Annotated in this window: 30 protein-coding genes; 4 read left to right on the forward strand and 26 right to left on the reverse strand. The window is 33.3% G+C overall.

All coding sequences use genetic code 11. From position 1 onward, the window contains the following. Positions 1–55 precede the first annotated feature (55 nt). Entirely contained in the window at positions 56–2908 is a 2853-nt protein-coding gene (gcvP, locus tag Q0829_RS11875) for an aminomethyl-transferring glycine dehydrogenase (protein WP_298542969.1), read from the reverse strand. A 135-nt stretch (positions 2909–3043) separates the two neighbouring features. Here gcvP and Q0829_RS11880 point away from each other — a divergent pair, with 135 nt between their 5' ends. Beyond that, positions 3044–3871 carry a hypothetical protein gene (locus tag Q0829_RS11880; RefSeq protein ID WP_298542971.1) on the forward strand — a complete coding sequence of 276 codons (828 nt, stop codon included), beginning with the start codon at positions 3044–3046 and terminating at the stop codon, positions 3869–3871. On the opposite strand, the gene Q0829_RS11885 is transcribed toward Q0829_RS11880, so the two are convergent. The 14 genes from Q0829_RS11885 to Q0829_RS11950 all read right to left on the reverse strand — a co-directional run bounded on the left by Q0829_RS11885 (position 3860) and on the right by Q0829_RS11950 (position 14372). Then, the gene (locus tag Q0829_RS11885; RefSeq protein ID WP_298542973.1) at positions 3860–4114 is read right to left on the reverse strand and encodes a hypothetical protein; all 255 of its coding nucleotides are present in this window, start codon (positions 4112–4114) and stop codon (positions 3860–3862) included. The genes Q0829_RS11880 and Q0829_RS11885 overlap by 12 nt on opposite strands. Before the next feature lie 40 nt (positions 4115–4154). Further along, the gene (locus Q0829_RS11890) at positions 4155–4415 is read right to left on the reverse strand and encodes a hypothetical protein (RefSeq protein WP_298320313.1); all 261 of its coding nucleotides are present in this window, start codon (positions 4413–4415) and stop codon (positions 4155–4157) included. 5 nt (positions 4416–4420) lie between these two features. Further along, entirely contained in the window at positions 4421–4975 is a 555-nt protein-coding gene (locus tag Q0829_RS11895) for a sigma-70 family RNA polymerase sigma factor (protein ID WP_298542976.1), read from the reverse strand. 194 nt (positions 4976–5169) lie between these two features. Further along, positions 5170–5631, reverse strand: coding sequence for an SRPBCC family protein (locus Q0829_RS11900; protein WP_298542978.1), 462 nt, complete (start codon positions 5629–5631; stop codon positions 5170–5172). A gap of 2 nt (positions 5632–5633) precedes the next feature. Further along, positions 5634–6545: a TIGR01777 family oxidoreductase gene (locus Q0829_RS11905; RefSeq protein ID WP_298542981.1), complete on the reverse strand. Its 912-nt coding sequence runs from the start codon at positions 6543–6545 to the stop codon at positions 5634–5636. Between the two features lie 11 nt (positions 6546–6556). Then, positions 6557–6997, reverse strand: coding sequence for a hypothetical protein (locus Q0829_RS11910; protein ID WP_298542984.1), 441 nt, complete (start codon positions 6995–6997; stop codon positions 6557–6559). Between the two features lie 4 nt (positions 6998–7001). Beyond that, positions 7002–7883, reverse strand: coding sequence for a methyltransferase domain-containing protein (locus Q0829_RS11915; RefSeq protein WP_298542986.1), 882 nt, complete (start codon positions 7881–7883; stop codon positions 7002–7004). A gap of 39 nt (positions 7884–7922) precedes the next feature. Then, complete coding sequence (locus tag Q0829_RS11920) at positions 7923–8333, reverse strand: hypothetical protein (protein ID WP_298542989.1); 411 nt, start codon at positions 8331–8333, stop codon at positions 7923–7925. 17 nt (positions 8334–8350) lie between these two features. Beyond that, a complete protein-coding gene (locus Q0829_RS11925; protein ID WP_298542991.1) occupies positions 8351–8695 on the reverse strand; it encodes a hypothetical protein in 345 nt (114 codons plus the stop codon). Beyond that, the gene (locus tag Q0829_RS11930) at positions 8670–9023 is read right to left on the reverse strand and encodes a hypothetical protein (protein ID WP_298542993.1); all 354 of its coding nucleotides are present in this window, start codon (positions 9021–9023) and stop codon (positions 8670–8672) included. The genes Q0829_RS11925 and Q0829_RS11930 overlap by 26 nt, the downstream gene beginning before the upstream one ends. A gap of 97 nt (positions 9024–9120) precedes the next feature. Further along, positions 9121–9624, reverse strand: a complete 504-nt coding sequence (locus Q0829_RS11935; protein WP_298542995.1) for a MarR family transcriptional regulator — start codon at positions 9622–9624, stop codon at positions 9121–9123. A gap of 412 nt (positions 9625–10036) precedes the next feature. Then, positions 10037–12061 (reverse strand): M3 family metallopeptidase, encoded by a 2025-nt coding sequence (locus tag Q0829_RS11940; protein WP_298542998.1) that lies wholly within the window; start codon positions 12059–12061, stop codon positions 10037–10039. Positions 12062–12651: 590 nt separating this feature from the next. Beyond that, a complete protein-coding gene (purE, locus tag Q0829_RS11945) occupies positions 12652–13137 on the reverse strand; it encodes a 5-(carboxyamino)imidazole ribonucleotide mutase (protein WP_298543000.1) in 486 nt (161 codons plus the stop codon). Positions 13138–13214: 77 nt separating this feature from the next. Beyond that, positions 13215–14372, reverse strand: coding sequence for a 5-(carboxyamino)imidazole ribonucleotide synthase (locus tag Q0829_RS11950; protein WP_298543003.1), 1158 nt, complete (start codon positions 14370–14372; stop codon positions 13215–13217). Between the two features lie 167 nt (positions 14373–14539). Here Q0829_RS11950 and Q0829_RS11955 point away from each other — a divergent pair, with 167 nt between their 5' ends. After that, positions 14540–15646 carry an adenylate kinase gene (locus tag Q0829_RS11955; RefSeq protein ID WP_298543005.1) on the forward strand — a complete coding sequence of 369 codons (1107 nt, stop codon included), beginning with the start codon at positions 14540–14542 and terminating at the stop codon, positions 15644–15646. 93 nt (positions 15647–15739) lie between these two features. Beyond that, the gene (gene obgE, locus Q0829_RS11960) at positions 15740–16738 is read left to right on the forward strand and encodes a GTPase ObgE (protein WP_298543008.1); all 999 of its coding nucleotides are present in this window, start codon (positions 15740–15742) and stop codon (positions 16736–16738) included. A 2-nt stretch (positions 16739–16740) separates the two neighbouring features. Here the strand turns inward: obgE and Q0829_RS11965 are convergent, their stop codons facing one another. The 6 genes from Q0829_RS11965 to Q0829_RS11990 all read right to left on the reverse strand — a co-directional run bounded on the left by Q0829_RS11965 (position 16741) and on the right by Q0829_RS11990 (position 21274). After that, positions 16741–17067, reverse strand: coding sequence for a GNAT family N-acetyltransferase (locus tag Q0829_RS11965; protein WP_298543011.1), 327 nt, complete (start codon positions 17065–17067; stop codon positions 16741–16743). An 82-nt stretch (positions 17068–17149) separates the two neighbouring features. Next, positions 17150–17584, reverse strand: coding sequence for a DoxX family protein (locus tag Q0829_RS11970; RefSeq protein WP_298543014.1), 435 nt, complete (start codon positions 17582–17584; stop codon positions 17150–17152). Positions 17585–17603: 19 nt separating this feature from the next. After that, on the reverse strand, positions 17604–18056 hold the full coding sequence (locus tag Q0829_RS11975) for a carboxymuconolactone decarboxylase family protein (RefSeq protein ID WP_298543017.1): 453 nt from the start codon (positions 18054–18056) through the stop codon (positions 17604–17606). Between the two features lie 77 nt (positions 18057–18133). Beyond that, complete coding sequence (locus Q0829_RS11980; RefSeq protein WP_298543020.1) at positions 18134–18709, reverse strand: Crp/Fnr family transcriptional regulator; 576 nt, start codon at positions 18707–18709, stop codon at positions 18134–18136. A 48-nt stretch (positions 18710–18757) separates the two neighbouring features. Beyond that, positions 18758–19810 carry an SMP-30/gluconolactonase/LRE family protein gene (locus Q0829_RS11985; RefSeq protein ID WP_298543024.1) on the reverse strand — a complete coding sequence of 351 codons (1053 nt, stop codon included), beginning with the start codon at positions 19808–19810 and terminating at the stop codon, positions 18758–18760. A 12-nt stretch (positions 19811–19822) separates the two neighbouring features. After that, positions 19823–21274 carry an amidohydrolase gene (locus Q0829_RS11990; protein ID WP_298543026.1) on the reverse strand — a complete coding sequence of 484 codons (1452 nt, stop codon included), beginning with the start codon at positions 21272–21274 and terminating at the stop codon, positions 19823–19825. Positions 21275–21568: 294 nt separating this feature from the next. Here Q0829_RS11990 and Q0829_RS11995 point away from each other — a divergent pair, with 294 nt between their 5' ends. Continuing rightward, positions 21569–22168: a fasciclin domain-containing protein gene (locus tag Q0829_RS11995; RefSeq protein ID WP_298543028.1), complete on the forward strand. Its 600-nt coding sequence runs from the start codon at positions 21569–21571 to the stop codon at positions 22166–22168. A 70-nt stretch (positions 22169–22238) separates the two neighbouring features. Here Q0829_RS11995 and Q0829_RS12000 read toward each other — a convergent pair whose 3' ends face one another. The 5 genes from Q0829_RS12000 to Q0829_RS12020 form a co-directional block, all read right to left on the reverse strand. Continuing rightward, the gene (locus Q0829_RS12000; RefSeq protein ID WP_298543029.1) at positions 22239–22949 is read right to left on the reverse strand and encodes a phytanoyl-CoA dioxygenase family protein; all 711 of its coding nucleotides are present in this window, start codon (positions 22947–22949) and stop codon (positions 22239–22241) included. Between the two features lie 109 nt (positions 22950–23058). Continuing rightward, complete coding sequence (locus Q0829_RS12005; RefSeq protein WP_298543030.1) at positions 23059–23475, reverse strand: hypothetical protein; 417 nt, start codon at positions 23473–23475, stop codon at positions 23059–23061. 60 nt (positions 23476–23535) lie between these two features. Next, positions 23536–24156, reverse strand: a complete 621-nt coding sequence (locus Q0829_RS12010; protein ID WP_298543032.1) for a DUF2459 domain-containing protein — start codon at positions 24154–24156, stop codon at positions 23536–23538. Positions 24157–24223: 67 nt separating this feature from the next. Then, positions 24224–24589 (reverse strand): DUF2200 domain-containing protein, encoded by a 366-nt coding sequence (locus Q0829_RS12015; RefSeq protein ID WP_298543033.1) that lies wholly within the window; start codon positions 24587–24589, stop codon positions 24224–24226. 119 nt (positions 24590–24708) lie between these two features. Further along, positions 24709–25719: a transglutaminase domain-containing protein gene (locus tag Q0829_RS12020; RefSeq protein WP_298543034.1), complete on the reverse strand. Its 1011-nt coding sequence runs from the start codon at positions 25717–25719 to the stop codon at positions 24709–24711. Between the last annotated feature and the right edge of the window lie 11 nt (positions 25720–25730).

The following is a 25730-nucleotide window of genomic DNA, read 5'->3' on the forward strand; positions in this document are numbered from 1 at the left end:
TTGCCTGATACTCAACAATAAAGTATCAGACAATTTTTATTTATAATATAGAGATTTATACCTCCTCCATATACTCTTCTATAGGAGCACAGGTGCAAATAAGATTTCTATCACCATAAGCATCATCTACACGTCTTACTGTTGGCCAGAATTTATTATCGGCTACATATGATAATGGATATGCTGCTTGCTCTCTGCTATAAGGGAATTCCCAAGAGTCTGCTGTTAACATAGCCAGTGTATGAGGTGCATTTTTCATTACGTTATTAGGGTTGTCGGCACTTGCTTCTTCAATTTCCTGACGGATACTGATCATAGCATCACAAAAACGATCTAATTCTGCTTTACTTTCACTTTCTGTTGGTTCAATCATAATTGTTCCTGCAACAGGGAAAGAAACCGTAGGTGCGTGGAATCCATAGTCCATTAATCGTTTAGCAATATCTGTTACTTCGATTCCGTGTGCCTTAAATGGGCGACAATCTATAATCATTTCGTGAGCAGCGCGACCACGTTCTCCAGAATATAATGTACTATAATGTCCATCTAATCGCTCCTTGATATAATTAGCATTCAGAATAGCATATATTGTAGATTCTTTAAGACCTTCTTCTCCTAACATGGTGATATATCCATAAGAAATCAAACAGGCTAGAGCTGATCCCCAAGGTGCTGCAGAAATAGCAGTAATTGCCTGATCTCCTCCTGTAGTAATAACAGGATTACCAGGTAAAAATGGTACCAATTGTTTTGCTACACAGATTGGTCCAACTCCTGGTCCTCCACCTCCATGAGGAATAGCAAATGTTTTGTGCAGGTTTAGGTGACATACATCTGCGCCAATGGCTCCTGGATGTGTTAATCCTACTTGGGCATTCATATTAGCGCCATCCATATATACCTGTCCACCATTATCGTGGATAATTTTAGTAATCTCTTTAATTGCAGATTCGTATACTCCGTGAGTAGAAGGATACGTTACCATCAATGCAGAAAGATTGTCTTTATATTTTTCAGCTTTTTCTTTTAAATCTTCTACATCTATATTTCCTTCTTCGGTTGCTTTGGTTACTACTACTTTCATTCCAGCCATCACTGCAGATGCAGGATTGGTACCATGAGCAGAAGAAGGAATCAAACAGATATTTCTGTGATGATCTCCTCTGGATTCATGATATGCACGAATGACCATTAAACCAGCAAACTCTCCTTGCGCTCCTGAATTAGGTTGCAAAGAAGTTCCAGCAAAGCCTGTGATTTCTGTAAGCTGATCTTCTAGTTTTTTTAGTACTTCCTGATATCCTTGTGCTTGTTCTATTGGAACTAATGGATGAATGTTACCCCATTGTGGATTACTTAATGGTAGCATCTCGGACGCAGCATTTAGCTTCATAGTACAAGAACCTAACGGAATCATAGAATGATTTAAAGAAAGGTCTTTACGCTCTAGCTTTTTGATATAACGCATCAATTCCGTTTCAGAATGATAGGTGTTAAATACTTCATTTGTTAAGAATTCGGTATTTCGTTTTATACTGGAATCAATAATATTTGTTCTACCTATTTCTTTAATTTCAATGGATTGTTTAGCAGCAACTTTCGCAAAAATCGATACAATAGTATTTAAGTCTTTAATTGTTGTAGCTTCGTTTAAAGAAATAGATACTGTTTCAGCATCTGGATAGTAGAAATTTACCTGTTGCGCTTCAGCTATTTCTTTAATTTTGCTTGCATCAGCTTTAATTCGAATCGTGTCAAAGAATACCGTATTCAATTGCTGGTATCCTAATGATTCGATAGTATTGGCAAGTTCAGTAGCTGAAGTGTTTACTTTATTAGCAATATATTGCAACCCATCTTTACCATGATATACGGCATACATTCCTGCCATTACGGCAAGCAATACCTGAGCTGTACAGATATTAGATGTAGCTTTATCACGTTTGATATGTTGTTCGCGGGTTTGTAATGCCATTCGTAAGGCACGATTCCCATTCAAATCTTGTGTAACTCCAATAATTCTACCAGGAATGTTTCTTTTATATTCCTCTCTGGTTGCAAAATATGCCGCGTGAGGTCCTCCATATCCTAATGGAATTCCGAATCGCTGTGTAGTACCTACTACTACATCTGCATCAAAACTACCTGGAGATTTAAGCGTTACAAGACTAAGAATATCGGCAGCTACTGCTACTTTAATTTCAGACTGATGGGCATTTTCTACAAAAGCTGCATAGTCAAATACTTGACCTGATACACCTGGATATTGTAAAATAGCACCATAAAAGTCCGTTGAATAATCAAATTTTGTATGATCTCCTATTACCAATTCAATACCTAAAGGAATTGCTCTTGTTTTTAATAAAGAAAGTGTTTGTGGTAGTATTTCTTCCGAAACAAAAAACTTATGAATGTTTTCTTTTTTCTGCGCTCTTGATCTCACTGCAAACAGCATAGTCATTGCTTCTGCAGCCGCAGTACTTTCATCAAGTAAAGATGCATTTGCTAATTCCATTCCGGTAAGATCACAAACCATAGTTTGATAATTTAGCAATGCTTCTAATCTACCTTGAGCAATTTCTGCCTGATATGGTGTATACGCAGTATACCATCCTGGATTTTCTAAGATGTTGCGTTGTATTACTGCTGGCAAACTTGCTTCGTGGTATCCTAAACCTATATAGGTTTTAAATACTTTGTTTTTAGCGGCTAATCGCTGTATATGAGCAGAATATTCTTGTTCGCTCATAGCCTCGTCAAGTTTTAGCGGGGCTTTTAGTAAAATGTCATCAGGGACAGTTTCATGGATGAGTTGATCTATAGAATCAGCCTTGATTGTGTTCAGCATATTATCAATATCCTTTTCTGAAGGACCGATATGACGCAGTTTAAATGAGTCAGTTTTCATAGCAAAAAAACAGTTGAGATTGAAAGCGCAAAAGTACATATTTAATCCCTAAAAATTTCACAATAAATTAACCTAACCCTAGCAAGTTTTTAACCAATTTACACTGTTATTAACAGATTCCCCTAAATTCGCAGTGTGAAAACCCTAAAAAGTATATTTAGTTTTTATGTAAACAGTAGTATTCACGTAGCATTAGCTGTGGCAGCCTTGGTTAAACTTACTTTTTTAAAGTTCGAAATTTTAGGTGGAGACGCGTACATATATTTCAGTTTTTTAGGCTCTATTGTAGCGTATAATTTTGTAAAGTATGCTAATATCTCGGAATTGTATCACAGAAGATTGACAAAATCAATGACTGGCATCAAGATATTAACAACTGTTTGTGCTATAATTTTCGTGTATTTTGGATATCAGTTGTCAATAGACACGTTGCTTTGGATGTTGCCTTTTGTGCTATTAACAATACTTTATGCTGTTCCTATTTTTCCAAATAAAAAAAACTTGAGAAGTGTAGCGGGGATTAAGATTTTTATTATTGGTGTTACTTGGACTGGAATTACGGTATTGATACCTGTTATTTATGCAGAAGGGGCATTAGAGTTTAATATGATCATAGAAATCATACAACGGTTTTTGTTTGTGGTAGTGATCATGCTACCTTTTGAAATTAGAGACTTGCAATATGATGGAAAAGAATTAGAAACAATCCCTCAGAAAATAGGCATTACAAGGACTAAGGTGTTTGGGAGTATTTTATTGGTAATTTTTTTGTTAGCTACTGTATTTAAAGCCGAACTTTTTTCTACAGAAATTCTAAGTACAGTATCTATTACGATTATCAGCTTGTTGTTTTTGTGGGGAACGGATAAAAAACAATCGGAATACTTTTGTTCCTTTTGGGTCGAAAGTATTCCGATTATGTGGTTGTTTATATGGGTTTTAATGCAAAATTTATTTGGATAATTCTTGCCGTAATTGTTCCTTCATCTGTTCTTTTTTAGAAGGTTCAATAATTTGTAAATTAGACTTTTTAATTGCTTTAGTAAGCTTATTATTTCTTTTAGAATAAGCTCTTGTTACTGTACAATACATTAATCTGATATTCAATTTGATGATTTCCATAATGGATGCTTCACCATATTGATTTTTATCACAGATAAACTTTGCTTCCTCGCAGGAAACTAATAAACTATTACTTGTTTTCATTACAATTTTAAAATACTATTATTTGGGGTTACTAACTTATTTATTCTTGTTCAGCCATTTTTTTCTTTAATTGTTCTTTCATTGCATCCTTAGCCGATTGGTTGATACTTATGACTTTAGGATCTTTGACTAAATTAGTTAGTTTCGTATTCTTAGACGAATATTTTCTACAAGCCTTACAATAAATTAAATGAATATTTAATTTTACCTTTTCCCAAAAAGAGGCTTCCTTATATTGATTTTTATCGCAAATGTGATTGGCATTATCACAGCTTACAAATATTTTGTTTTCTTTACTCATGTGTATTAAAACCAGTTTTTTTCCAAGCATCCTGCCATCGCTGTACGTGCTCGATGGATGATTACCCAAAGGTTAGACGCAGTAATATCGAATTCATTACAGATTGCTTCTGTATCAAATCCTTGAATCGTTTTCATAGAGAAAATACGAGCTTGCTTCTCAGGTAATTTATCAAGGCAATCATGAATGGCGATTCCTAATTCTTTATTCTCAATTTTACCTTCGGCATTTTGGTCAAAGGGATCTGCTACTCTTTCTTCTAGCCAATCTCCTTCAGTTTCACCATCATTAGTGTAATTGATACGTACTTCTGCTTTACCTTTATTACTATTTATTTTTCTATAGTGATCAATGATTTTTCTTTTAAGAATCGAAATAAGCCAAGTACGTTCACTTGCTTCTCCTTTAAAGTTTTTCATTGATTTAAGACCTGCAAAAAAGGTCTCTTGCACTAAATCTTGTGCAATTTCCCTGTCATCAACCCGCACTATGGTATAGTTAAACAGGTAGTCACTGTATTTATCTATCCACGAATTGGGGTCTATTGTGTTTGTCGACATAGTGTATTAGCTCTTTTCCTCAAAAATAGGATAAAAAGTTGAATCTTAAATAAGTTTAATCCATTGAATTGTAGAAGAATTTGTAAAAGAAACCTCGTAGTAGATCAGGAACAATGTTTTTTTTGAATATGCTTGTGACTTATGATTACTGTTGTGATTCAATAAAAACAGCCTGAGACAATAGTTAAAGATAATTATATTATTGTTGATCGTTCTGTTTCAGTTTTTATAAATTGGTTTCTTGTAGAAAGAAATTTGGTTAAATGTTTCTTTAAAAATAATTGGTCAAAAAACCTTCCTAAAAAACCATAAGGAGTTCTATATTCTAAGAAATCAATCATTTCAGTTCCGGTTACTGTTTCTTTGAAAATATGTTGATGTTTAAAACTTTTAAAATGACCGCGAACCATTTCATCTATAAAATAGGTTGGATATCTTAAAGATGTTATTTTACTTTTGTGAGTTAGATACAGGCCAAAATGTTTTCCTCTCCAGGTAACTGTTTCATATAATGCTATCAATCCAGAAGTTCTTCCGCCAATAGCTTTCTCATTTGTTTTCTTTGCAGAATTCATATGAAGATCAATATTTCTGGCGGCATCGAAAACAATTTCAATAGATGCATCAATATTGGTACTCAATTGAATTTTGGTCATAATTATGATGTTAAATCTATTAATGCATTAGTAAGATCAGGATGCTTGAATTTAAAACCTGCATCTTGCAGTTTTTCTGGAATAACATTTCTGCTTTTTAGAATTAATTCAGTTTCTGTTTTAATAATCCGAGCTCCGATCTCTAAAAGAGGTTTGGGTAATGGAATTCCGAAAGGAATTTTGGTAACATTTCGTAGTGTTTTCATTAATCCGGTATTATCTGTTGGTTTAGGAGCAACAATATTCACAGGACCTTGAATTGTAGAATTTTTAATAATAAACTCCAGACTTCTTGCAAAATCGATTTCATGAATCCAACTAAATTTTTGGTTTCCTTTACCTTGTTTTCCACCAAAACCGATTTTCACTAAGTTAAGAATAGGTTGCAAAGCTCCTCCGTTTTTTCCTAAAACTATAGAAGTTCTTAATGCTACTTTTCTGGTTTTCGGAGTCTGATGAGAGAAGAACATACTTTCCCAATTGGTGGCTACATTTACAGAAAAACCGGTTCCGATCTCTCCATCGGTTTCATCCATTTCTTTATCCAAAGAATGTCTGTAAATGGTAGCGGTAGAAGAGTTTAACCAGACTTTAGGTGGAGTTTCACAAGCTAGAATAGCTTTGCCTAATATAGCAGTAGAGTCAACTCTAGAAGAAAGGATAAGATCCTTATTTTTCTGATGATATCGGCAATCAACGGATTTTCCTGTCATATTGATAAGAACATCTGTATCCTCTAGTTCTTGTTTCCATGCTCCTAGAGTTTTAGCATCCCAATGCACATAATTGATATTCGCTATGGATTTGTTTTCACCACGAGTAAGAATTACAATAGTTTCTGCTTTGTTTTTAAAGTATTCAACTAAAACGTTTCCTAAGAAACCTGTTCCTGCAGCTATAATTAGTTTTTTCATATTCTTTAAAATTAAAATAATAATATGGGTAACCACAGGATTCTGTAAGTTATCCAGGTTAAGGTTAAATAAGATGGTAATGCAAGTTTTTTTACTCTTCTTGCGTGTTCAATAATCATTAGTAAAACAACCAGTAAGAATAAAAGAATTCTGATTTCTATTGATATTGACTCTTTTTGAAATAAAAATATCATTGGAATTAAGGCTAGTGATCCTAATAAAGATACTGTAATCATATTATATAAATAGATGTGAAGTTTTCTCTTTATAAAAATCAAAATAATACTTCCCTGCCATAAAAGTTGACCAGAACACATAATCATTTCCTTGGTTAAATTATCATTAGGAATCAACTCCGGAAGTTCTTTTGTGTAATAAAACAATACGACTGTCGATATTGTGGTAGCGATGATGATATACATCCATTGATATGTTCTTAAACCAATATTCATTAGGTTATTTTTCTGCTGTTATGATATAATATCCAAAACTGTTCATATGCAACCCTGATAGTAATGCAAAGAGAGATCCTTTAAGGTTTTTCCAACTTTGGAGTTTCAGTGTTTCTTTCTTGAATAGTTTTTTTAAAATAAAACCGGTGATTGCAAAAGGCACATGCAATACAGAAGGAGCTACTCTAAAAGAAACATCTTCTACCATTACATTTTTGAAACCAATTTCTTCTAAAGATTTCTTAACCCGTTGTATACTACCTAACCCTTCCAGGCTCCATCCCTTACATAGTTGATCATAACAGTAATGACTTCCTTGACATAATTGATCTTCATCTTTTTTTAGAAAAGCATCTGCTATCACCAGTTTTCCACCAGGTTTAACTATTCTATAAGCTTCTTTTAGTGCCAGTTCACTATGACCAGAATGACAGAAACTTTCGATAGCATACGCACTGCCTACACTGTTAGAAGTAAAAGATGTGTTACAATAATTCTCTTCCAGAATCAATCCATTCATATTTCGAAGTCTTTTATTACCTTCCTGAACCTGAAAACGAGAGAGTGTAACTCCAATAATACTAAGACGTGGATATTTACGTAAACCATATCTCATAGTGCCGCCAATTCCACAACCCAAATCTGCAATCAGTCCATTCTTTTTGTTGAAATGTAGTCGATTAAATACCTGATTATTCATTTCGTTAAGCATGGTGTCTCTTTTAAAAAGTGTTGTTTTAAAAGGGATATAGTACCCAAAATGCATATTAAAATCTTTACTCCAGAATTCATAATCTTCTGTAGCTTCATTATAGAGTTCTATAAGGTTTTCTTTATTAGATTTTTGAAATCTGATTTTACGTAGGAGTGGGAGTGTAGTATTCATAACTAGAAATTTTATTTATGATTAAAAAACACAATAGATTTATTGAATTTGTGGTCCTTTTGGTTTTATTATTTGAGTAACAACTGGCGGTCTTTGTTTAGATTTTTTTCTTCCTCTAAAAAATAAATACATGTTAAGGAATAACATCAATCCTAAATACATTGAAAACCCTCCGATTTTAAAGCTTAATATTTCTACTAAATTTTGATAAGTATTATTAAAATTATAGTTATCAATTTTTAGAATCAATAATGCCCAGCCAATATTGAGTAAGTAAAAACCAACCTCAAAAAGGCGATTCGTTGCGATTGCAATATCATCTTTGCCTTTAAAAATATCGATCATAAAGGTTTTTCCATTTTTAAAAAGTGTTTTAGAGACAAAATAGGTAAGAGCAATTGCTATGGGTAAATAGATAATGTAGCCTATAAAAATTTTAGAAGTTTCCATAAAGTTCGTATTTATAATTATTTAATGTTTTTAATAAATTTTGTAATCCAGAACAGATTGAAATAATGTAAAATTGCTAGTATACAGATTATGATTGCTGTATGTTTAGACAAGCTTTCGACCATTTGAGAAATAGAATAGATCGTAGTCCATTCGGATAATGTTATTACTGTGTATCCAATATTGATAAGATAATATCCTATCAAAAGCATATTGTTTATTCGTAAACAGAAATCTTTGTCATCAGGAACAAGATGGGCCACAAATATGTTTCCGTTTTTATAACAAATCAATCCCACTTTGATAATAATGAATACAGTGATTAGTATATAGATACTATATGTAATCAAGTTTAAATTCATGGGTGCTTTTTTTAATTTGATACGTGATATACACAAAATAGGATGCGATGCTCATCGGAATTATCGAATAAAAAATAAACCACAGATCATTCAGACTATTTCCCATAATAGCAAAGGCCAACCAATAGGAAATAAAAAGCGACCAGTATGTTAAAATCAATTTTTTAGATAATGAATTCAGTTGTTTCCAATGACCTAAAATCGATAGAGCAAGAACAAACTGAATGAATCCTAGCGGAATCTGAGCTAACAATCCAAGATATATTGTTAAGTAAAGTAGTAAAGTGATAATAAGACTCCATTTGTTAATGTTATGTATTGTTTTCATAATTCTAATAATTTTAAAGTTTCAATAATTTTTGAAACATAATATTAAAAAGAAAAGGAATTTCTTCCTTATATCTTATTGATTATGTTTTAAGTTATTATTTAATAAGTTTCATTAGCGTTTTTGTAATCCAATTAGATTCTTGATTTACGATTTTATTCATCATTGTATCCGCATTATCCGCTAATTCATACAAAGCTTTAGTTTGCTTAATCAATTCTTCTGTCTTTTTTGTTCCGTCACCTTCGATTCCGGATACTTCTCTTAATACTTTTATAACAGGCTTGATTTCTCTTCTACTTCTTTCTTTGGCTACTTGTCTTGCTAACTCTTGTACATCTTTTTCGGAAGCAAAATACTCTTTACGCTCTCCTGGTTTACTTTCTTTAAAAACAATCCCCCAATCCATTAATTGACGAAGATTCATACTCGTATTCCCTCTGGAAATATGTAATTCCTCCATAATGTCTTCCATAGAAAGTGGTTCTGGTGAGATCCATAACAATGCGTGGATTTGTGCCATTGCCTTATTAATGCCCCACAAAGTACCTAAGGCCCCCCAAGTGGATATAAACTTTTCTTTTGCTTCTGTATAATTCATAGGACAAATATACAATAAATTTTAAACTTTCAGTAATTTTTGAAACTTTAATTTATTTAATTATGTTAAGACCATATACTAACAGGTGTTAATACAGTTGTTTTTTTGCGGATTATCCACTTTGGTAATAGTTTGATTTTGTGTAAGTTATTAGTCTAATACAAACTCATTTTTAACATGAGAAAATTCGACCAAAATTCAATTAAATTCTGAAGCTAATACTATTTCTGTTAGAAATCTTTCTTTAAGATTATGAATATATCTGATACGAATAGAAAGTGAAGGAGAAAAATTAGTAGTACGTAAATTAATAATTCAATAATCCCAAAATAAATCGAAACAATAACTTAAAACCGTAATCTAAAAAGGTGCTTCAAAACTGAAGCACCTTTTTTATTTATTTCAAAGGAAATTACTCCTTTATCAATCCAGCACGTTTTAATAGTGCTTCTGGTTTTGGTTCTTGGCCTCTGAATCGTTTATACAATGTCATAGGGTTTTCTGTTCCTCCTTTAGATAGTACATAGTCTTTAAATTTAGTGGCTACCTCTTTATTAAAGATTCCATTTTCTTTAAAATACTCAAAAGCGTCTGCATCTAACACTTCTGCCCATTTATAGGAGTAATATCCGGCAGAATAACCTCCTTGAAAAATATGAGAAAAAGCAGTGCTCATACAATTCTCAGCAACGTCAGGATATAAAGAAGTACCAGCAAATGCGTTCTTTTCGTGCGTTTTTACATCCTTAATATCAATAGGGTTTTGCGAATGCCAAGACATATCCAGTAATCCAAAACTTAATTGACGCATGGTGGACATTCCTTCCATAAAGGTAGATGATTCTTTTATCTTTTGTACCAATTCCATAGGAATCACTTCGCCAGTTTCGTAGTGTTTAGCGAATAACTCTAGCGCCTCTTTCTCATAACACCAGTTCTCTAAGACTTGACTAGGTAGTTCTACAAAATCCCAATATACACTAGTTCCTGATAATCCTGGATACGTAGTATTAGCTAACATACCATGCAAGGCATGACCAAACTCATGAAACAATGTCGTTACCTCATTAAAAGTAAGTAACGAAGGTTTGCTTGGTGTAGGTTTGGTGAAATTACAGACTATAGAGATGTGCGGTCTTATATTTTTATCATCCTTTCTCATTTGAGGTTTATAAGATGTCATCCAAGCACCATTTCGTTTTCCTGGTCTTGGATGAAAATCAGCATAAAAGACTGAAATAAAGTTACCTTGAGAATCTGTAACATTAAACGTTTTTACTTCTTCATGATATGTATCTACCTGATCCGTTTCTTCAAACTGTAATCCAAATAAATTAGTAGCTACCTGAAAAACGCCATCAATAACATTCTCTAACTTAAAATAGGGTTTCAATTTCTCATCATCGAGATCAAAAAGCTTTTGCTTTAATTTTTCTGAATAATATGCTCCATCCCATTTTTGGAGTTGATCGATTCCGTCTAATTCTTTAGCGAAATTTTCTAATTGTTTAAACTCTCTTTCTGCAGCAGGTTTTGCTTTTTCCAGTATTTCATTTAGAAATGAAAATACTTTTTCCGGAGTTTCTGCCATACGTTCCTCTAGTACATAATCGGCGTGTGATTTGTATCCTAATACTTTAGCGCGTTCATATCGTAAATTAGCTATTTTAAGTACAATATCCTGATTGTCTAGCTCATCCTTATGAAAACCCTTTGATCCAAAAGCGAGGGCTAATTTTTTACGTAATTCTCTATTATTGGCATAGGTCATAAAAGGAATATAACTAGGGTAATCTAAAGTAATTAACCAGCCTTTTTTTTCTTTAGATTCTGCAAGTGCTTTTGCTGCTTCTTTAGCTCCGTCAGGCAAGCCAGCAAGATCAGTTTCATCAGTTAATAACATTTCGAACTTATTGGTCTCGGCTAGTACGTTTTCGCCAAACTTAAGACTCAATTGAGAAAGTTCCTTATCAATTTCTCTAAGTTGTTCTTTTTTATCTGCTGGAAGATTCGCTCCATTTCTGGAAAATGATTTGTATCTCTTTTCTAATAAAGTAGACTGTTCTGGAGAAAGATCTAGCGAATTCTTATGTGTATAAACAGTTTCTATTTTTTTGAATAGATCCGAGTTTAAAGCAATATCGTTACTAAATTCTGATAGTAATGGAGAAGCTTCCTGTGCAATCTTTTGGATTTCTTCGTTGGTTTCGGCGCTGTTAAGATTAAAAAATACACTAGTAACTCTATCGAGCAATTCTCCGCTATATTCTAGTTTTTCTATAGTATTCGAAAAAGAAGGGTTTTCTGTATTCGTTACAATAGCATCTACTTCTTGTTTCGCAATAGTAATTGCGTTTTTGATAGCTGGTAAAAAATGCTCCGATTGTATTTTAGAAAAGGGAGCGAGGTCAAATAATTCTAATAATGGGTTTTTCATTATTTAATGATGTTTTCTTTATGTTTTATATGTTCACTTGTCGAAAAAGTGTGTTTTTTATCGATGATTGCTCTTTTTGTGATATTATATTTTGATTAAACCACAGGCGATACACATACATTTGTCTAGGTTTATTAGTAATGATCTAAACAAAGAACCTAATTACATTATTGCTGTAGGGGTATGGCAACAATAAGTAATCTTTGCAAAGATCAAATATATTGAAAGAGCTACAATTATTGTAGCTCTTTTCTTTTCTATTTTGATTATTAATCTAGAGTTTTGATATAGAAATATGTAAAATGGATGTTTTTCTATGGGAAAAAATTGAAATAAAAGCAGTTTTATGTGGTTTTATCGAAGAAAATCGCATTTTATCGAAAATGTTAATAAGTTTTGACAGATAATTATTGCGTAATTAAAGTAAGGGATTACCTTTGTACCAGGTTTTAAGAGTATGGTCTTACGATGAATTTTTTGTGTAATATATTTAAGTTGGTTAATAAATATTGTTATATTCTATTGTAAGACCTGATATTGGAAAGAGTCGCTGAGGAGCGACTCTTTTTTTTTACAATGATTTTTCGGGCTTATTTTTTTATCTGTTTAGCACCTTCGATCACCTTTTGTTTTAACCCTTCTTTGTATACAAGGATTTTGTCTAATACGCATTTGTCTGATGCGCCAATGATTTGTGCAGCAAGAATTCCAGCGTTCATTGCACCATCTAGTGCTACAGTTGCTACAGGAACACCGCCAGGCATTTGTAATATAGAAAGAACTGAATCCCAACCATCAATTGAGTTTCTTGATTTGACAGGTACTCCTATAACCGGCAAAGGGGATAAAGAAGCTACCATCCCTGGAAGGTGAGCAGCTCCACCAGCTCCGGCAATAACTACCGATATTCCTCTAGTATGAGCGTTCTTTCCGTAATCGAATAATTTTTCTGGTGTACGATGTGCGGATACGATATCCACTTCAACTTCTATGTCAAAGCCTTTTAGTATTTCAATTGCTTTCTCCATAACGGGCATATCGCTTGTACTACCCATGATAATTCCTACTTTACTCATTTGTGCGCTATTTCTTATTGTTAAAGCTAGTTGTATATTTTGATCTGAGATACCATAATACTAGATTTCATTAATTGCTACCCAGTGATCACTTGGATAGTTTTCTTTACTTCTTCAGCAATTTTTCTTGCTTCAGCAATATCTTCATGAACAATAGTTACGTGTCCCATTTTTCTGAAAGGTCGAGTTTGCTTCTTTCCATAGATATGCGGAGTAACTCCTTTCAGTTTCATGATGGTTTCGATGTTTTCATAAACAACATTTCCTGTATGTCCTTCGGCTCCTACAAGATTCACCATAATTCCTGCAACTTTACTTTCAGTAGCACCAAGTGGTAAATCTAGTATAGCTCTTATGTGCTGTTCGAATTGATTGGTGTAACTAGCTTCAATACTATAATGACCACTATTATGGGGTCTTGGAGCTACTTCATTTACCAGAATATTATCATCTTTGGTTTGGAACATCTCTACAGCCAATATACCTACATGTGAGAAAGCTTTTGATACTTTTTCGGCAATCTTTCTTGCCTTTTCTGCGATTTTATCATCAATTCTAGCCGGACAAATCACATACTCTACTTGATTAGCTTCTGGATGAAATTCCATTTCTACAACAGGATAGGTTTTTATTTCATTCGAAGGATTACGAACAACGATTACCGCAAGTTCATTTTTGAAATCAACTAAGGTTTCCGCTATACATTCTGTATCAGGAAGTTTCGCGATATCCGCTCCGGTTCGTATAATAGAAACTCCTTTACCATCATATCCACCTTGTGTGCTTTTCCAAACAAAAGGAAGTTTTACCTTACCACTAGTGATACCTTCTGCCAGATGTGCTTTATTAGAAAACTGCATAAAATCAGCTGTCGGTATTTCTTGTTCTTTGTAGAAAAGTTTCTGTCTTCCTTTATTTTGAATTTTTTCCAAAGTTTTAGAATCAGGATATACTTTTTTCCCCTCACGTTCTAATCGTGCAAGAGCTTTTATGTTAACAGTCTCAATTTCGAAAGTGAGTATGTCTACTTTTTTTCCGAAGTTGTAGACAGTTTCGTAATCCATAAGATCACCTTGTTGAAAGTGATCACAGGCTATTCTGCAAGGGGCATCGGGGTTGGGGTCCAGAACATAGGTTTGGATATCATATTTTCGGGTTTCGTAGAGCATCATTTTACCTAATTGACCACCACCCAGGATACCTAACTTAAAGTCTGACGAAAAATAGTTTGTCATTTTTTGGAGTATCTAATTTGCCTTAGGCAACAAAAATAAATTTTTAATAAGTAAAAACCGCAATATTAGACAGTAAATGCAGTAGAGATCTGTTATAAGTCTTGTTTGTAATCACTATCTTTGCCGCTTTAAAAACAAAACGGATACTGTGATAATCTCATAATACAATGATTACACTACACGACTTACAATTTGCACCCTTTATTGCTGAAGAAAAAATATCCAAAGCAATAGATAAATTGACTGATAAACTTAATGAGGATTTATCAAGTAAAAAACCTCTTTTTATTGGAGTATTAAACGGTGCTTTTATGTTTGCATCCGAGGTGTTAAAACGATTTGATCACGATTGCGAGGTGAGTTTTGTGAAACTAGCTTCTTACCAAGGAACAGAAACAACTGATAATGTCCAAGAACTTATAGGGTTAAAAGAAGATATATCGGGTAGAACTGTGGTTGTTCTTGAAGACATCGTGGATACCGGTAATACAATTGTAGAGTTGACAAAAAAGCTTCAGGATAAAGGATGTAAGGAAGTAAGAATTGCAACCTTGTTTTTTAAACCAGAAGCGTATACTAAAGAAATTACTATAGATTATATCGGGATTGAGATCCCAAATCGATTTATTGTAGGATATGGACTGGACTATGATGGTTTAGGACGTAATCTTACAGAAGTTTACCAATTAAAACAAAACAACATGACAAATTTAGTGTTATTCGGACCTCCAGGAGCAGGAAAAGGAACACAAGCAGAAGTTTTAAAGCAAAAATATGATCTTGTACATATTTCTACAGGAGATGTATTTAGATATAACATAAAAAATGCTACTGAATTAGGGACATTAGCTAAATCATATATTGACAAAGGGCAGTTAGTGCCTGATGAGGTAACTATTAATATGCTAAATGCTGAGGTAGATAAAAATGCGGATGCTAAAGGTTTTATTTTTGATGGTTTCCCAAGAACTGAAGCGCAAGCGGCATCATTAGCAGAACTGTTGTCTTCTAAGGGATCAGAAGTAAGCGCTATGGTGGCTCTAGAGGTAGATGATGAGGTATTAGTAGGACGCTTATTAGAGAGAGGAAAAACCTCAGGACGTCCTGATGATGCAGATGAAGGTGTAATCCGTAACCGCATTAAAGTGTATTATGATGAAACAGCAATCCTAAAAAACTATTATCAAAAACAAGATAAGTATTTTGGAGTTGATGGAGTAGGTGATATCGCTGAGATTACAGAACGTTTAAGTGATGTAATAGATAAATTATAAGTGCTATTAGGGTGATACAAAACTTCACTTGATAGCGTAAAAGGATTAAATTGAAAAGATTCTGACCTAGGCCAGAATAAGATGTAAAGTATTATGACAGAAGGGAATTTTGTAGATTATGTGAAGTTACACGTTACCTCAGGAAATGGAGGTAAAGGATCTGTACATTTACATAGGGAAAAATATATTACCAAAGGAGGTCCTGATGGAGGTGATGGAGGACGTGGAGGTCATGTTATTATTAAGGCCAATCCTAATATGTGGACATTGTATCATCTTAAATTTAAGCGTCATTTTAGAGCAGAACATGGAGGCCACGGAAGCAAAAATAGGAGTAGTGGTGCTGATGGAGGAGATGTATATGTAGATGTTCCTCTTGGAACTGTGATACGTGATACTGAGACTCAAGATATTCTTATTGAGATTACCGAAGAAGGGCAGGAGTTTATCATTGCAGAAGGAGGAATGGGTGGTCGAGGAAACTGGCATTTTAAAAATTCAGTGAATCAAACTCCTCGATACGCACAGCCAGGTGTTGAAGGCCAGCAATATGACATTACACTGGAGTTAAAAATATTGGCAGATGTAGGTTTGGTAGGTTTTCCTAATGCAGGAAAGTCTACTTTACTGTCTGTAATTACTTCTGCAAAACCAAAAATTGCAGATTATGAGTTTACAACCCTTAAGCCTAATTTGGGGATTGTGGAGTATAGAGATTTTCAGACGTTTGTAATGGCAGACATTCCCGGGATTATTGAGGGTGCTGCAGAAGGCAAAGGTATTGGTCATCGTTTCCTGAGACATATAGAACGTAATTCTACATTACTCTTTTTAGTTCCAGCAGATGCTCCAGATATTAAGGAACAATATGAAATATTACTGGACGAATTAAGAAGATATAATCCTGATTTATTGGATAAAGAGCGCTTGATAGCTATTTCTAAATGTGATATGCTAGATGATGAATTAAAATCAGAATTAAAGTCAGAGTTGGATACACAACTAAATGCACCTTATTTATTCATCTCATCTGTCGCACAACAAGGGTTACAAGAGCTTAAAGATAAGCTCTGGCAGATGCTTAATGATTAGAGCTATCCTTTTACAGAATACCCTTCTTTTAGTATTCCATCTGCTGCTTCGGGATGTCTTTTTAGATAGACAGCTACAAAAGGACAAAGCGGTACCATTTTATATCCTTTTTCCTGGATATATTTTAATACTTTTTTGACAATAGTACTACCTAATCCTTTTCCTTCCATAGATTTTGGAACCTCTGTATGCGTTAGATATATGGAACTATCCTTAGTAAGAATGTATTCAATGAAAATGATTTCATTTTCCAAGTGAAGTTCAAATCTCTTTTTAGGGCGATCAGTATTATTTATCAATTCCAGTTGTGACCAATCATTCTTTTGCATGGGAAGGTTTTTATGGTTAAATTCAAAATTATGATATAAATAATAATCAATGACTTAACGAATGGTTAAAAGTAGGATCATTTTATGTCGCATCACTTTTACTTAACAATTGGTCAATCTCCAGATATTGTTCTCCGATTAAGCTTAAACCAAATGCAGCAGCAGAGGTAGCGAATACAGAATAATCCAAAGGAGCTTTAATACCTAAGACAGTTACCATTGCAATTCCAAAAATCAATAATAGAATTCCACTTGCTTGTGCGGATAATGAGGTTTTAAAACCAAGGAGTAAAAAAACGGCTAGCAGTATTTCTAGTAATGTAGCTGCTATTCCAAGACTATTGATCATAAACTCTGGTGCCCAAGGATTCAGTAACTCTGTATATTCTAAAAAACTATCCCACGTACCCCAGGCTGCTTTTTCTTTTGGCCAAAAGCCAAGTCTGTCTGCAACTGCTGATATAAATCCGACAGCGATACTAACTCTTAAGAAGAGTTTGATATAGATGATTTTCATAATAAAATAGCTTCTAAATTTATTCTTGTGAAGGTGTAGGTACAAGTAAAGTTGCTATTCCAATTCTGTTCCAGGAATTGATTCCACAAATAGCCATAATAATATCTGCTACTTTTCTTTCTCCGAATGTTTCAATAGCTTTTTGATATACATTCTCTGATAAACCATAATCCGAAATATTAGTGATTTCTTCTGTCATTGCTAAAATGATCTGTTCTTCTATCGTAAAAAAAGGAGAATCTTTCCATACAGGCAGTGCATGGATTCGGTATTGTTTTTCGCCTTTTTCAATAGCATCTTTGATATGCATCTGTATACAATATGCGCAACCATTGATTTGCGAAGCTCTAATTTCTATCAGTAAAAATTCTAGGTCGGTTAGTGTGCTTTTTTTGCAATTATTGTATAAATCAAATAATGGTTGATAAGCATTTGGATTTACTTTATTAATGTTTATTCTCTCGGTTTTCATATATTATTAGATTATTTGTTCAAGACAAAATTCAGCATATGAAATGAAGAAAAACTTAATCTAGATTAAGAAATAAATTACAAGTGTTTTTTTGCTCTTATTTTACTGAGAAATTCAGGTGTGAAACCAAGATAAGATGCTAACATATATTGTGGGATTCGTTGTACAAATTCTGGGTTATATTCGTAAAAGGTGTTATAAAGTTCTTCTCCCGAAAGATTGAACATATACTGGATTCTTCTTTGGTCGGCTATCCTTACGCGCTCTAAAATAATCCTGAAGTATTTATTGATCTCCAGAGAGTTTTGTAAAATAGTGTCTAGTTTTGTTTTACTAACTTTTAGTACGATAGCATCCTCGGTAGCTTGTATATTAAGTTGTGTTTGTGTTCGATTCATGAAACTATCAAAATCCGTAAGCCACCAATCTTCAATACCGAAATTGATAGTTTTTTCAATACCTTTTTTATTGATAAAAAATGATCTGAAACAACCTTTTACAATGAAATGATTGTAATTACAGTAGTGTCCTTCTTTTAATATATAATGTTTGGCAGGAATATTTTCTAACTCAATAATGTTCAGGAAATCTTCTATCTCTTTTTTAGAAGGATTTACGAATCTTAGGATATGATTTTTTAAGGACTCTATCATTGTTAGGTAACCATCAAAATTATTTAGTTATTCAGATCATCTGATCTATCAATTTTTTGTTTTCAGAATTAAAAAATGATCATCCATTACGTTCCCAGTTATGATGAGATCTTCAAAAGGAGTTGCAACGGTTGATCCTGACATGATTGTTCCATCATTGGTATATATTTGTTCAATATCGTAATCATTTTTTTCTCGATAAGTCACTTTAATAATTTCTGAAGGAGAAGTTTCTTTCTTGCCTTTGGCATAAGATCCAAATCGTAATAAATTAGGATGCGCACCAATCCAGAGGTTTCCCTTAGTGTCGATTTCAATATTATCCACGCCTGTACCACAAGGTATATCTTCTACAAATTCTAAAGAACCATCCAGATTTTTTGAATACACTTTAACCAAAAAACCTCTTGGAGATGCTACATAAACTAAATTTCGTTTTGCATCAAGATTAATTCCATTAGCATAAGCAATTCCATCTGCAACTTCAGTATAGTTTTCACCATCATAATACAAGACATTAGATATTGAAAGTCCAAGGTATTCTTCTAGTATTTTACCGAACCCCTCTGTATACTTATGGTCATTGGTTACATAAAAACGATTTTCATCAATTAGCACAAGATCATTAGGACTAATTAAGGAAGGATGTTTTAGTGTTTTTTCGTGAACCAGATTTTTATTTTGTAATGTAAAAACCTCTATAGCGTGTTGTCCATCTGGAGTGTGGTTAATTGCCATTACTCTGTAGGTACTATCTTTTTTAATCATCGAAATTCCGTGAGGAGCAAATGGTTTATCAAAACTAGTGGTAAGATGGGTAAGACTAAAACCACCGTCTTCTAGATCCATAAAATATAATCCACCTTTTTCTTCCTTTACAGGAGGATAGATTTCTCTGTCTGTAGATGAGATTAGCGCAAAACCATCTAGTGGGCTTACAGTAATATCCTCTGCACCAGGAATGAATATTTTTTTTATAATTTCTCCTTCAAATTTATTTTCAACAGTTCTGAAAAAACCTGTAGATATTAAAACATGAGCCACAAAAGCAATAATTGCTAACGAAAGAACAAGAGCAATTCTCAGTATAATACGTTTCATAAATGATCGTTCTTATTGTTTTTTAGAATTATCAGGAATTGGTGGTGGTCCTTCCGGTACGATTGCCTCGTATACTTCATCTCCTTTACGTTCTTTATACTCAGCTTTTACTTTTTGTAAAGCTTCTGGATTTTCATAAAGGTCTGTCATTGTCATTGCCATTGCTTTGGATGCATATAACATTCCTTTATGACCAATACTCATTCCACCGCAAGCTACTACAGCCCACGAATGCCAAGGAGTATCTTTTGGTGCAGTGGTGACACCTAAATTAATGTTCGGAACGTTCCAGCTTACATCTCCCACATCTGTGGAACCGCCACCAGGATGTTCTTTGGTTTCTTCGAGCGGATTAATAGCACTATCCATGCCTACTTGTTCTTTTTTAGTGACTTCTTGAATTTTCTTACCAAAAGCAATTTCTTCATCAGTATATGTAATAGGGCCTAGAAGTTCCAGATTATTCTGCATAAGTTTCCCTCCTTCACGGTTTACGAGTACTTCATAAATTCCAGAGATTAATGAAATTTTGTAATCTACATTGGCCATAATAGCAGCTCCTTCTGCCATTTTCTGTACACGTTCATATACTGGCATCATACCTGATCTTTTTGTGTCCCGCACTCGCATCCATAATCTAGCATAGTCCGGAACTACATTGACTACTTGTCCACCATCCTGAATGTGATAATGCATGCGAACAGTAGGTTTTACGTGTTCTCGATAATAATTAATTCCGGTTGTGTATAATTCTAATGCGTCAGAGGCACTTCTGCCATTCCACGGGTCTGCAGATGCATGCGCTGCTTGTCCAAAAAACTCAACTTTAAAATCTACCAGTGCTAGAGAACTTTGTACATCTGCTTTTGTAGATGCTGATGGATGCCAGCTGATATTAGCATCTACATCATTCCATAAACCTTCTCTAACCATCCATATTTTACCAAAATATTTTTCTTCACTTGGTGTACCAAAAAACTTAACAGTTCCTTTGATTTTACCACTTTGGATAAGTTCTTTTACGGCAATAGCAGCACCTAAACTTCCAGCTCCAAAAAGATTATGTCCACAGCCGTGCCCACCAGCACCTTCGTTAAGCGGAGATTTTGTTGGTTGTGCTTTTTGTGAGATTCCTGGTAGTGCATCAAACTCTCCTAAGATACTGATCACGGGTTTCCCTGATCCATAGGTAGCTACAAAAGCTGTTGGCATACCAGCAACGCCTCTTTCTACAGTAAACCCTTGTTTCTCTGCGTAATCCGCTAATAATTTTGAAGATTGATTTTCTTCGAAAGCGGTTTCAGCTAGTGCCCAAATTTTATCACTGATATTAATCAGTTCTTGTTGATGCTTTTCTATTGATTTTATGATTGCTTTTTTACTTTCAGATGGTTCTTTTTGACCATAGATCGGAACAATCAACACGGAGCACAGGAGTAAGTATACAAAGTTATTTGATTTCATAATAGCCCGGTTTTTAATGAGTTTAATTAAGATGATTACGTTAAAAATAATGTTTTTTGCGGATAATGACATTTTAAAACAATCTTATGTACGCTTACTTTTTAGTTTTTATTTGTCTTTTACGGCACAACCACATGGGTTAGAAAACGTTTACTAATTGAATTCTTACGAATACTCATTTGTTAACATTTGTTAACGTTAATTACAATAGTTTTAACCCGTATTCAAGTAATACATTGATTATATAACTGTTATAAATAACATAAGAATTACTCCATAAAAATCAATTTTAAAATGAAGATGAATAGTTTATTTAACGTTTTTGCATTTATTCTGATTATTACATTTGTTTCTTGCCAGGATCTTGTTGTTAAGAAAGAAGATCGAACTTTAGAAAATGATAAGTTGATAGCGCAAGCTAATGTTACTTCTAAAGAAACGAATGTTTCTACAATTAATGAGTTGATATCTTACGATATTGCATTTACGGAGTTGAATAAAATTGTTCAATCTTCAGAATATGCCGAAAAATTTAGTGGTCAAAAATCATATACTGTATTTGCTCCGTTAAATGGCGCATTTAAGAAATTACCTAAAGAAACTATTGATAAATTGATGTCCTCAGAAAACAAAGATGATATGACTTCTATTATGAATTATCATATTATTCCGGGAACTATCAATGAACAAGATATTATTAAAGCTATTAATGAAGGAGGAGGAAGTGTAAAGCTAAGAACCTTGGGCGGCACTAAATTAATAGCTAGTAGGAAAAGAGGTAAGATTTATTTAATCGATAAGAATGGTAATTCTGGTCGTTTGATGAAAACAGATATCGAAGCTACTAATGGAATGATTCATACACTAGAAACAGTAATGATGCCTAGAAAATAGTAAGACATAATTTAATGTGTTTGTTTAAAACCGGAGAACCTCACAATTAGATAGAGTTGTGAGGTTTTTTTTATGAGGTAAAATCAATTTTTTCTGCCCAATCTAGATTTTTAGCTAGGTTTTTATTGCTGAATTCTAAATGGACAACCCTTCTTCTTTGATGGTTTATGGTACGACTAGAACTATGTAGTAATAAAGGTTTCATAAGCATAATTCCTCCTTTTGGCACGTGGCAAATCACTTCTTTTTCAATAGTCCAATCGATATTTTCAGGTCTATAGATTCCTTTGGTATGAGATTTTGGGATTACTTTTAAGGCACCGTTATTTTCGTCAGTATCATCGAGGTGAATTCTAATAGTAAATATGTTTTCTAAGATTTCTAAAGTAGGTTGTACTCCAAATTGATCTTTCTTTATTGTCCAATTCGTATATCCTGATACCATTTCTTTTTTGTTTACCGAAATCGACAAATCTTGATGATAGGATACAAACCAATTAGAAGCGGGTGGTTTATCGAAGTATATTGACTTTACCAGGAAGTAATCTTTTCCAAAATGTTCTTCAACTAATTGCTTGAGTCTATCGTTAAAAATCAAACCTTTAATCTCAGGAACTTCCTTTAAGAATTGTCTGATAGCAAATAAATCTTTAGTTTTTCTAAAATTAGAATTTTCAGTGTCTAAAGATTCTAAAACCCTGATCAATTCATTGATTTCCTGATTCGAATAGATATTCGAAATGATCTCAAAACCTTGTTTATGGAACTTTGTTTTGTTCATAATAACATATGATAAATCAACACAAAGTTATCTTAAATACGTTCAATAAATTCTTTAATTAACTGTTTTCTTTTTTCTTGATTGTTTAGTAATATCCGTATATAGTTTATCATTTATTTTTTGGAGCGCTTGCAATCATAAATTCTATAGTCACTATTAAGAATATGATAAGGATTTCTATACAAAAGTAGAGTAATCCTAAATTGGTCAAGCTTTCATAGAAGTAATACATATATGCAGCTGTTAATAGGCAATAAATTAGATTGGCAAAGGCTATAATCTTAAGGAATATTTTCCAATTGGTCGGATTAAGGAGATAACAAGAGAGGGAATAAATCGCGAATACTAGAACTATAAGAGATAAAAAGTAAAGGATTTTTTTTGGCATCCCTATATACTCTTGAAAAGTAGTTAGTACTACAGCTAGAAAAAAAATAGTAAGCAATGCGCCTAATCCATCGACAAGAAAAAGTAGTCTTGGTTTTTTTCTGAAAGTATCAATTAATGGCTGAATTTTATGATCCATACTTCAAAAAGCTTTTATTTAATCTCTATAAATATATAATAATCCAAAATCAAAAGGAGTTCAGAGACATGCTTTTAGATCACTTCGTTTAAAACCTGTGTTTACCCAAGTATTGCAGGTGTTTAGACAATTATAATTTCCATTAGCTTCATAAAAACTATCCATATTACCATAACTTGTATCGGGTATAATGGATTTATTGTTTTCGGTATTGGTTTTGAATGATCCATTAATATAGGTCTGTAGTTTTATAAACTGAGAAGTTGTTAATTTGATTTCTATCCAATGATTTTGTGTGGTTTCATATCTTGTCACATGTATCAAAGAAGCAGAATTTAGAAGTGCTGCTTGAAATCTATTGATATTGGTAAAATCCATTGATTTTGCAGCCTTCGTGTAATATGTTTTGTCTCCCCATCCAAAGGATAAGAATTGTGTTTGCTCGCTAAGTGATAATCCGTTAAGAAGTACAGAATCTATTTCAGTTTTTGGGAGGATGATTTCTAAATGAATTCCGTTAGTGGTTAAATAAATGCTGTTGTTTTGTTCCACACTACTTGTTTCTGGAACGACTGGAATATAAGAACAAAGCAAAGCAACGATGAAATATGTACCTGGAATTAGAAGTACTACTCCCAGGTATTTTAGTGTCTTTTTTATCAATTGCATATTGCTAGTCATAAAAATCAATGCACCTTTTTAAGAATAAGTCTGCCGCCTTCTAGCCAAGAAATTTATATTACAAGGTTTATGTGGTTCTCAGAATTTTCTCCATCTTACGTCCTTTTGCGAGCTCATCCACCAATTTGTCTAAATACCTAACTTGTTGTGTCAATGGGTTTTCAATTTCTTCTACCCGATACCCACAGATAACACCTGTAATAAGTTGTGCATTAGGATTTAACGACGCATTTTTGAAAAAGGTTTCAAAAGTTACTTTTTCTTCAATAAAAGCTTGCAATTTCTTTTCATTATAACCAGTTAACCAACATATTACTTGATGTAGTTCTGCTATGGTTCTACCTTTCTTCTCGACCTTAGTTACATAATGAGGATATACGGATGTAAATGTCATGTTTGCAATTCGCTCATCCTGGTTGTATGCCTTTTTCATGTGTATCTATTTTTTAAATACCTTGTCGCCCCGAATTTTTAGAGGGTCAGACTATGATTAAGTTTTATATTATAAAAGATACTAAATTTTGGTGTAATATAATGTAGCGTTTTTATATGTTAACTTTTAGTAACCTTGATTGTATAGGTAGCTACGATATCACCGTTGATTTTTAGATGCGTGTCATAGAAACCTTTTCTAGTAAAAGTGTGAGTAAAGGATATGATATCATCAACATTTTCGGTATTGTAAATCTTTAAATTTTTTTCTTTAGAACCAACGTAATATACTAAAGCAATATTTTTATCCAAAACAGTGTTAGCCGATCTAAAACTAAATGTAATCTCATCATTCTTATTGACTGAAATATCCATGTTTTGGGGATACATAGGAGTGATGTTGTTTTCAAAAGTTTCCGCATATACTAACGGAGCCCTAACAAAATCTACAGATGTTATATTGTCATTAAGCAACCATTTTTGTTCTAAAGGGAAGTGGTTTTTTCCGAATAAAACAGGATCTGTTAAAAAATACCCGTCATTATAGGCTGTTACAAAAGTATTATATTCATTTAAATATCCACTTGCCCAAGTAGCATCGCATAAGTACCATTTACCGTTTAATTGTACAGCATTCCAGGAATGATTAGCCATTTCTAGTTCTTTGATGTTGGATTCTACGGATCTTCCGTATCCATCTATGATCTCACACGGGATGTTTGCTAGAAAACATAATTCCTTAATTAGATAAGCATAACCAGTACACATTGTTTTTTTATGTTTTAATAACTTTTTAAAAACAACTTTCTTGTATTCATGATTCCATTTCATAAACGAAATGGAATCATGTCGAAGTTTTTCTCGTTTCTTGTTTACTGTAGTAAATTGTTTATTGTCTCCTTTAATGTTTTGACAAACCCAGCTGTAGATAGCTCTAAACTTTTCTACATCGTTAGGTAATTTGCTCGTTAGTTGATGTGCCAAAACAGGAAGGTTTTCTAAAGAAACTCCTTTATTCAATTGGGCAATGTTATCAGCTCTTGTGAAATCTATGGATGCAAAATCAGAGATTTGAGCATATAGACAATTGGTGAAAACGACAAGAAAAAAAATATAAAGACTAGTTCTCATAACGATGCTTA

The sequence above is a fragment of the uncultured Aquimarina sp. genome (genome assembly GCF_947492405.1).
GTDB lineage: Bacteria > Bacteroidota > Bacteroidia > Flavobacteriales > Flavobacteriaceae > Aquimarina.

What these genes read in the sequence shown, in the direction of transcription:
- Q0829_RS11990 (WP_298543026.1), bottom strand. Translation starts at nt 21,274, where the DNA reads ATGAAATCAAATAACTTTGTATACTTACTCCTGTGCTCCGTGTTGATT.
- Q0829_RS11930 (WP_298542993.1), bottom strand. Translation starts at nt 9,023, where the DNA reads ATGAAAACAATACATAACATTAACAAATGGAGTCTTATTATCACTTTA.
- Q0829_RS11925 (WP_298542991.1), bottom strand. Translation starts at nt 8,695, where the DNA reads ATGAATTTAAACTTGATTACATATAGTATCTATATACTAATCACTGTA.
- Q0829_RS11980 (WP_298543020.1), bottom strand. Translation starts at nt 18,709, where the DNA reads ATGATAGAGTCCTTAAAAAATCATATCCTAAGATTCGTAAATCCTTCT.
- Q0829_RS11935 (WP_298542995.1), bottom strand. Translation starts at nt 9,624, where the DNA reads ATGAATTATACAGAAGCAAAAGAAAAGTTTATATCCACTTGGGGGGCC.
- Q0829_RS11995 (WP_298543028.1), top strand. Translation starts at nt 21,569, where the DNA reads ATGAAGATGAATAGTTTATTTAACGTTTTTGCATTTATTCTGATTATT.
- Q0829_RS11910 (WP_298542984.1), bottom strand. Translation starts at nt 6,997, where the DNA reads ATGAATATTGGTTTAAGAACATATCAATGGATGTATATCATCATCGCT.
- Q0829_RS11950 (WP_298543003.1), bottom strand. Translation starts at nt 14,372, where the DNA reads ATGACAAACTATTTTTCGTCAGACTTTAAGTTAGGTATCCTGGGTGGT.
- Q0829_RS11985 (WP_298543024.1), bottom strand. Translation starts at nt 19,810, where the DNA reads ATGAAACGTATTATACTGAGAATTGCTCTTGTTCTTTCGTTAGCAATT.
- Q0829_RS11895 (WP_298542976.1), bottom strand. Translation starts at nt 4,975, where the DNA reads ATGTCGACAAACACAATAGACCCCAATTCGTGGATAGATAAATACAGT.
- Q0829_RS11920 (WP_298542989.1), bottom strand. Translation starts at nt 8,333, where the DNA reads ATGGAAACTTCTAAAATTTTTATAGGCTACATTATCTATTTACCCATA.
- Q0829_RS11915 (WP_298542986.1), bottom strand. Translation starts at nt 7,883, where the DNA reads ATGAATACTACACTCCCACTCCTACGTAAAATCAGATTTCAAAAATCT.
- obgE (WP_298543008.1), top strand. Translation starts at nt 15,740, where the DNA reads ATGACAGAAGGGAATTTTGTAGATTATGTGAAGTTACACGTTACCTCA.
- Q0829_RS12000 (WP_298543029.1), bottom strand. Translation starts at nt 22,949, where the DNA reads ATGAACAAAACAAAGTTCCATAAACAAGGTTTTGAGATCATTTCGAAT.
- Q0829_RS11955 (WP_298543005.1), top strand. Translation starts at nt 14,540, where the DNA reads ATGATTACACTACACGACTTACAATTTGCACCCTTTATTGCTGAAGAA.
- Q0829_RS11975 (WP_298543017.1), bottom strand. Translation starts at nt 18,056, where the DNA reads ATGAAAACCGAGAGAATAAACATTAATAAAGTAAATCCAAATGCTTAT.
- Q0829_RS12005 (WP_298543030.1), bottom strand. Translation starts at nt 23,475, where the DNA reads ATGGATCATAAAATTCAGCCATTAATTGATACTTTCAGAAAAAAACCA.
- Q0829_RS11970 (WP_298543014.1), bottom strand. Translation starts at nt 17,584, where the DNA reads ATGAAAATCATCTATATCAAACTCTTCTTAAGAGTTAGTATCGCTGTC.
- Q0829_RS12020 (WP_298543034.1), bottom strand. Translation starts at nt 25,719, where the DNA reads ATGAGAACTAGTCTTTATATTTTTTTTCTTGTCGTTTTCACCAATTGT.
- Q0829_RS11905 (WP_298542981.1), bottom strand. Translation starts at nt 6,545, where the DNA reads ATGAAAAAACTAATTATAGCTGCAGGAACAGGTTTCTTAGGAAACGTT.
- Q0829_RS12015 (WP_298543033.1), bottom strand. Translation starts at nt 24,589, where the DNA reads ATGAAAAAGGCATACAACCAGGATGAGCGAATTGCAAACATGACATTT.
- Q0829_RS11965 (WP_298543011.1), bottom strand. Translation starts at nt 17,067, where the DNA reads ATGCAAAAGAATGATTGGTCACAACTGGAATTGATAAATAATACTGAT.
- Q0829_RS11885 (WP_298542973.1), bottom strand. Translation starts at nt 4,114, where the DNA reads ATGAAAACAAGTAATAGTTTATTAGTTTCCTGCGAGGAAGCAAAGTTT.
- purE (WP_298543000.1), bottom strand. Translation starts at nt 13,137, where the DNA reads ATGAGTAAAGTAGGAATTATCATGGGTAGTACAAGCGATATGCCCGTT.
- Q0829_RS12010 (WP_298543032.1), bottom strand. Translation starts at nt 24,156, where the DNA reads ATGACTAGCAATATGCAATTGATAAAAAAGACACTAAAATACCTGGGA.
- gcvP (WP_298542969.1), bottom strand. Translation starts at nt 2,908, where the DNA reads ATGAAAACTGACTCATTTAAACTGCGTCATATCGGTCCTTCAGAAAAG.
- Q0829_RS11900 (WP_298542978.1), bottom strand. Translation starts at nt 5,631, where the DNA reads ATGACCAAAATTCAATTGAGTACCAATATTGATGCATCTATTGAAATT.
- Q0829_RS11940 (WP_298542998.1), bottom strand. Translation starts at nt 12,061, where the DNA reads ATGAAAAACCCATTATTAGAATTATTTGACCTCGCTCCCTTTTCTAAA.
- Q0829_RS11890 (WP_298320313.1), bottom strand. Translation starts at nt 4,415, where the DNA reads ATGAGTAAAGAAAACAAAATATTTGTAAGCTGTGATAATGCCAATCAC.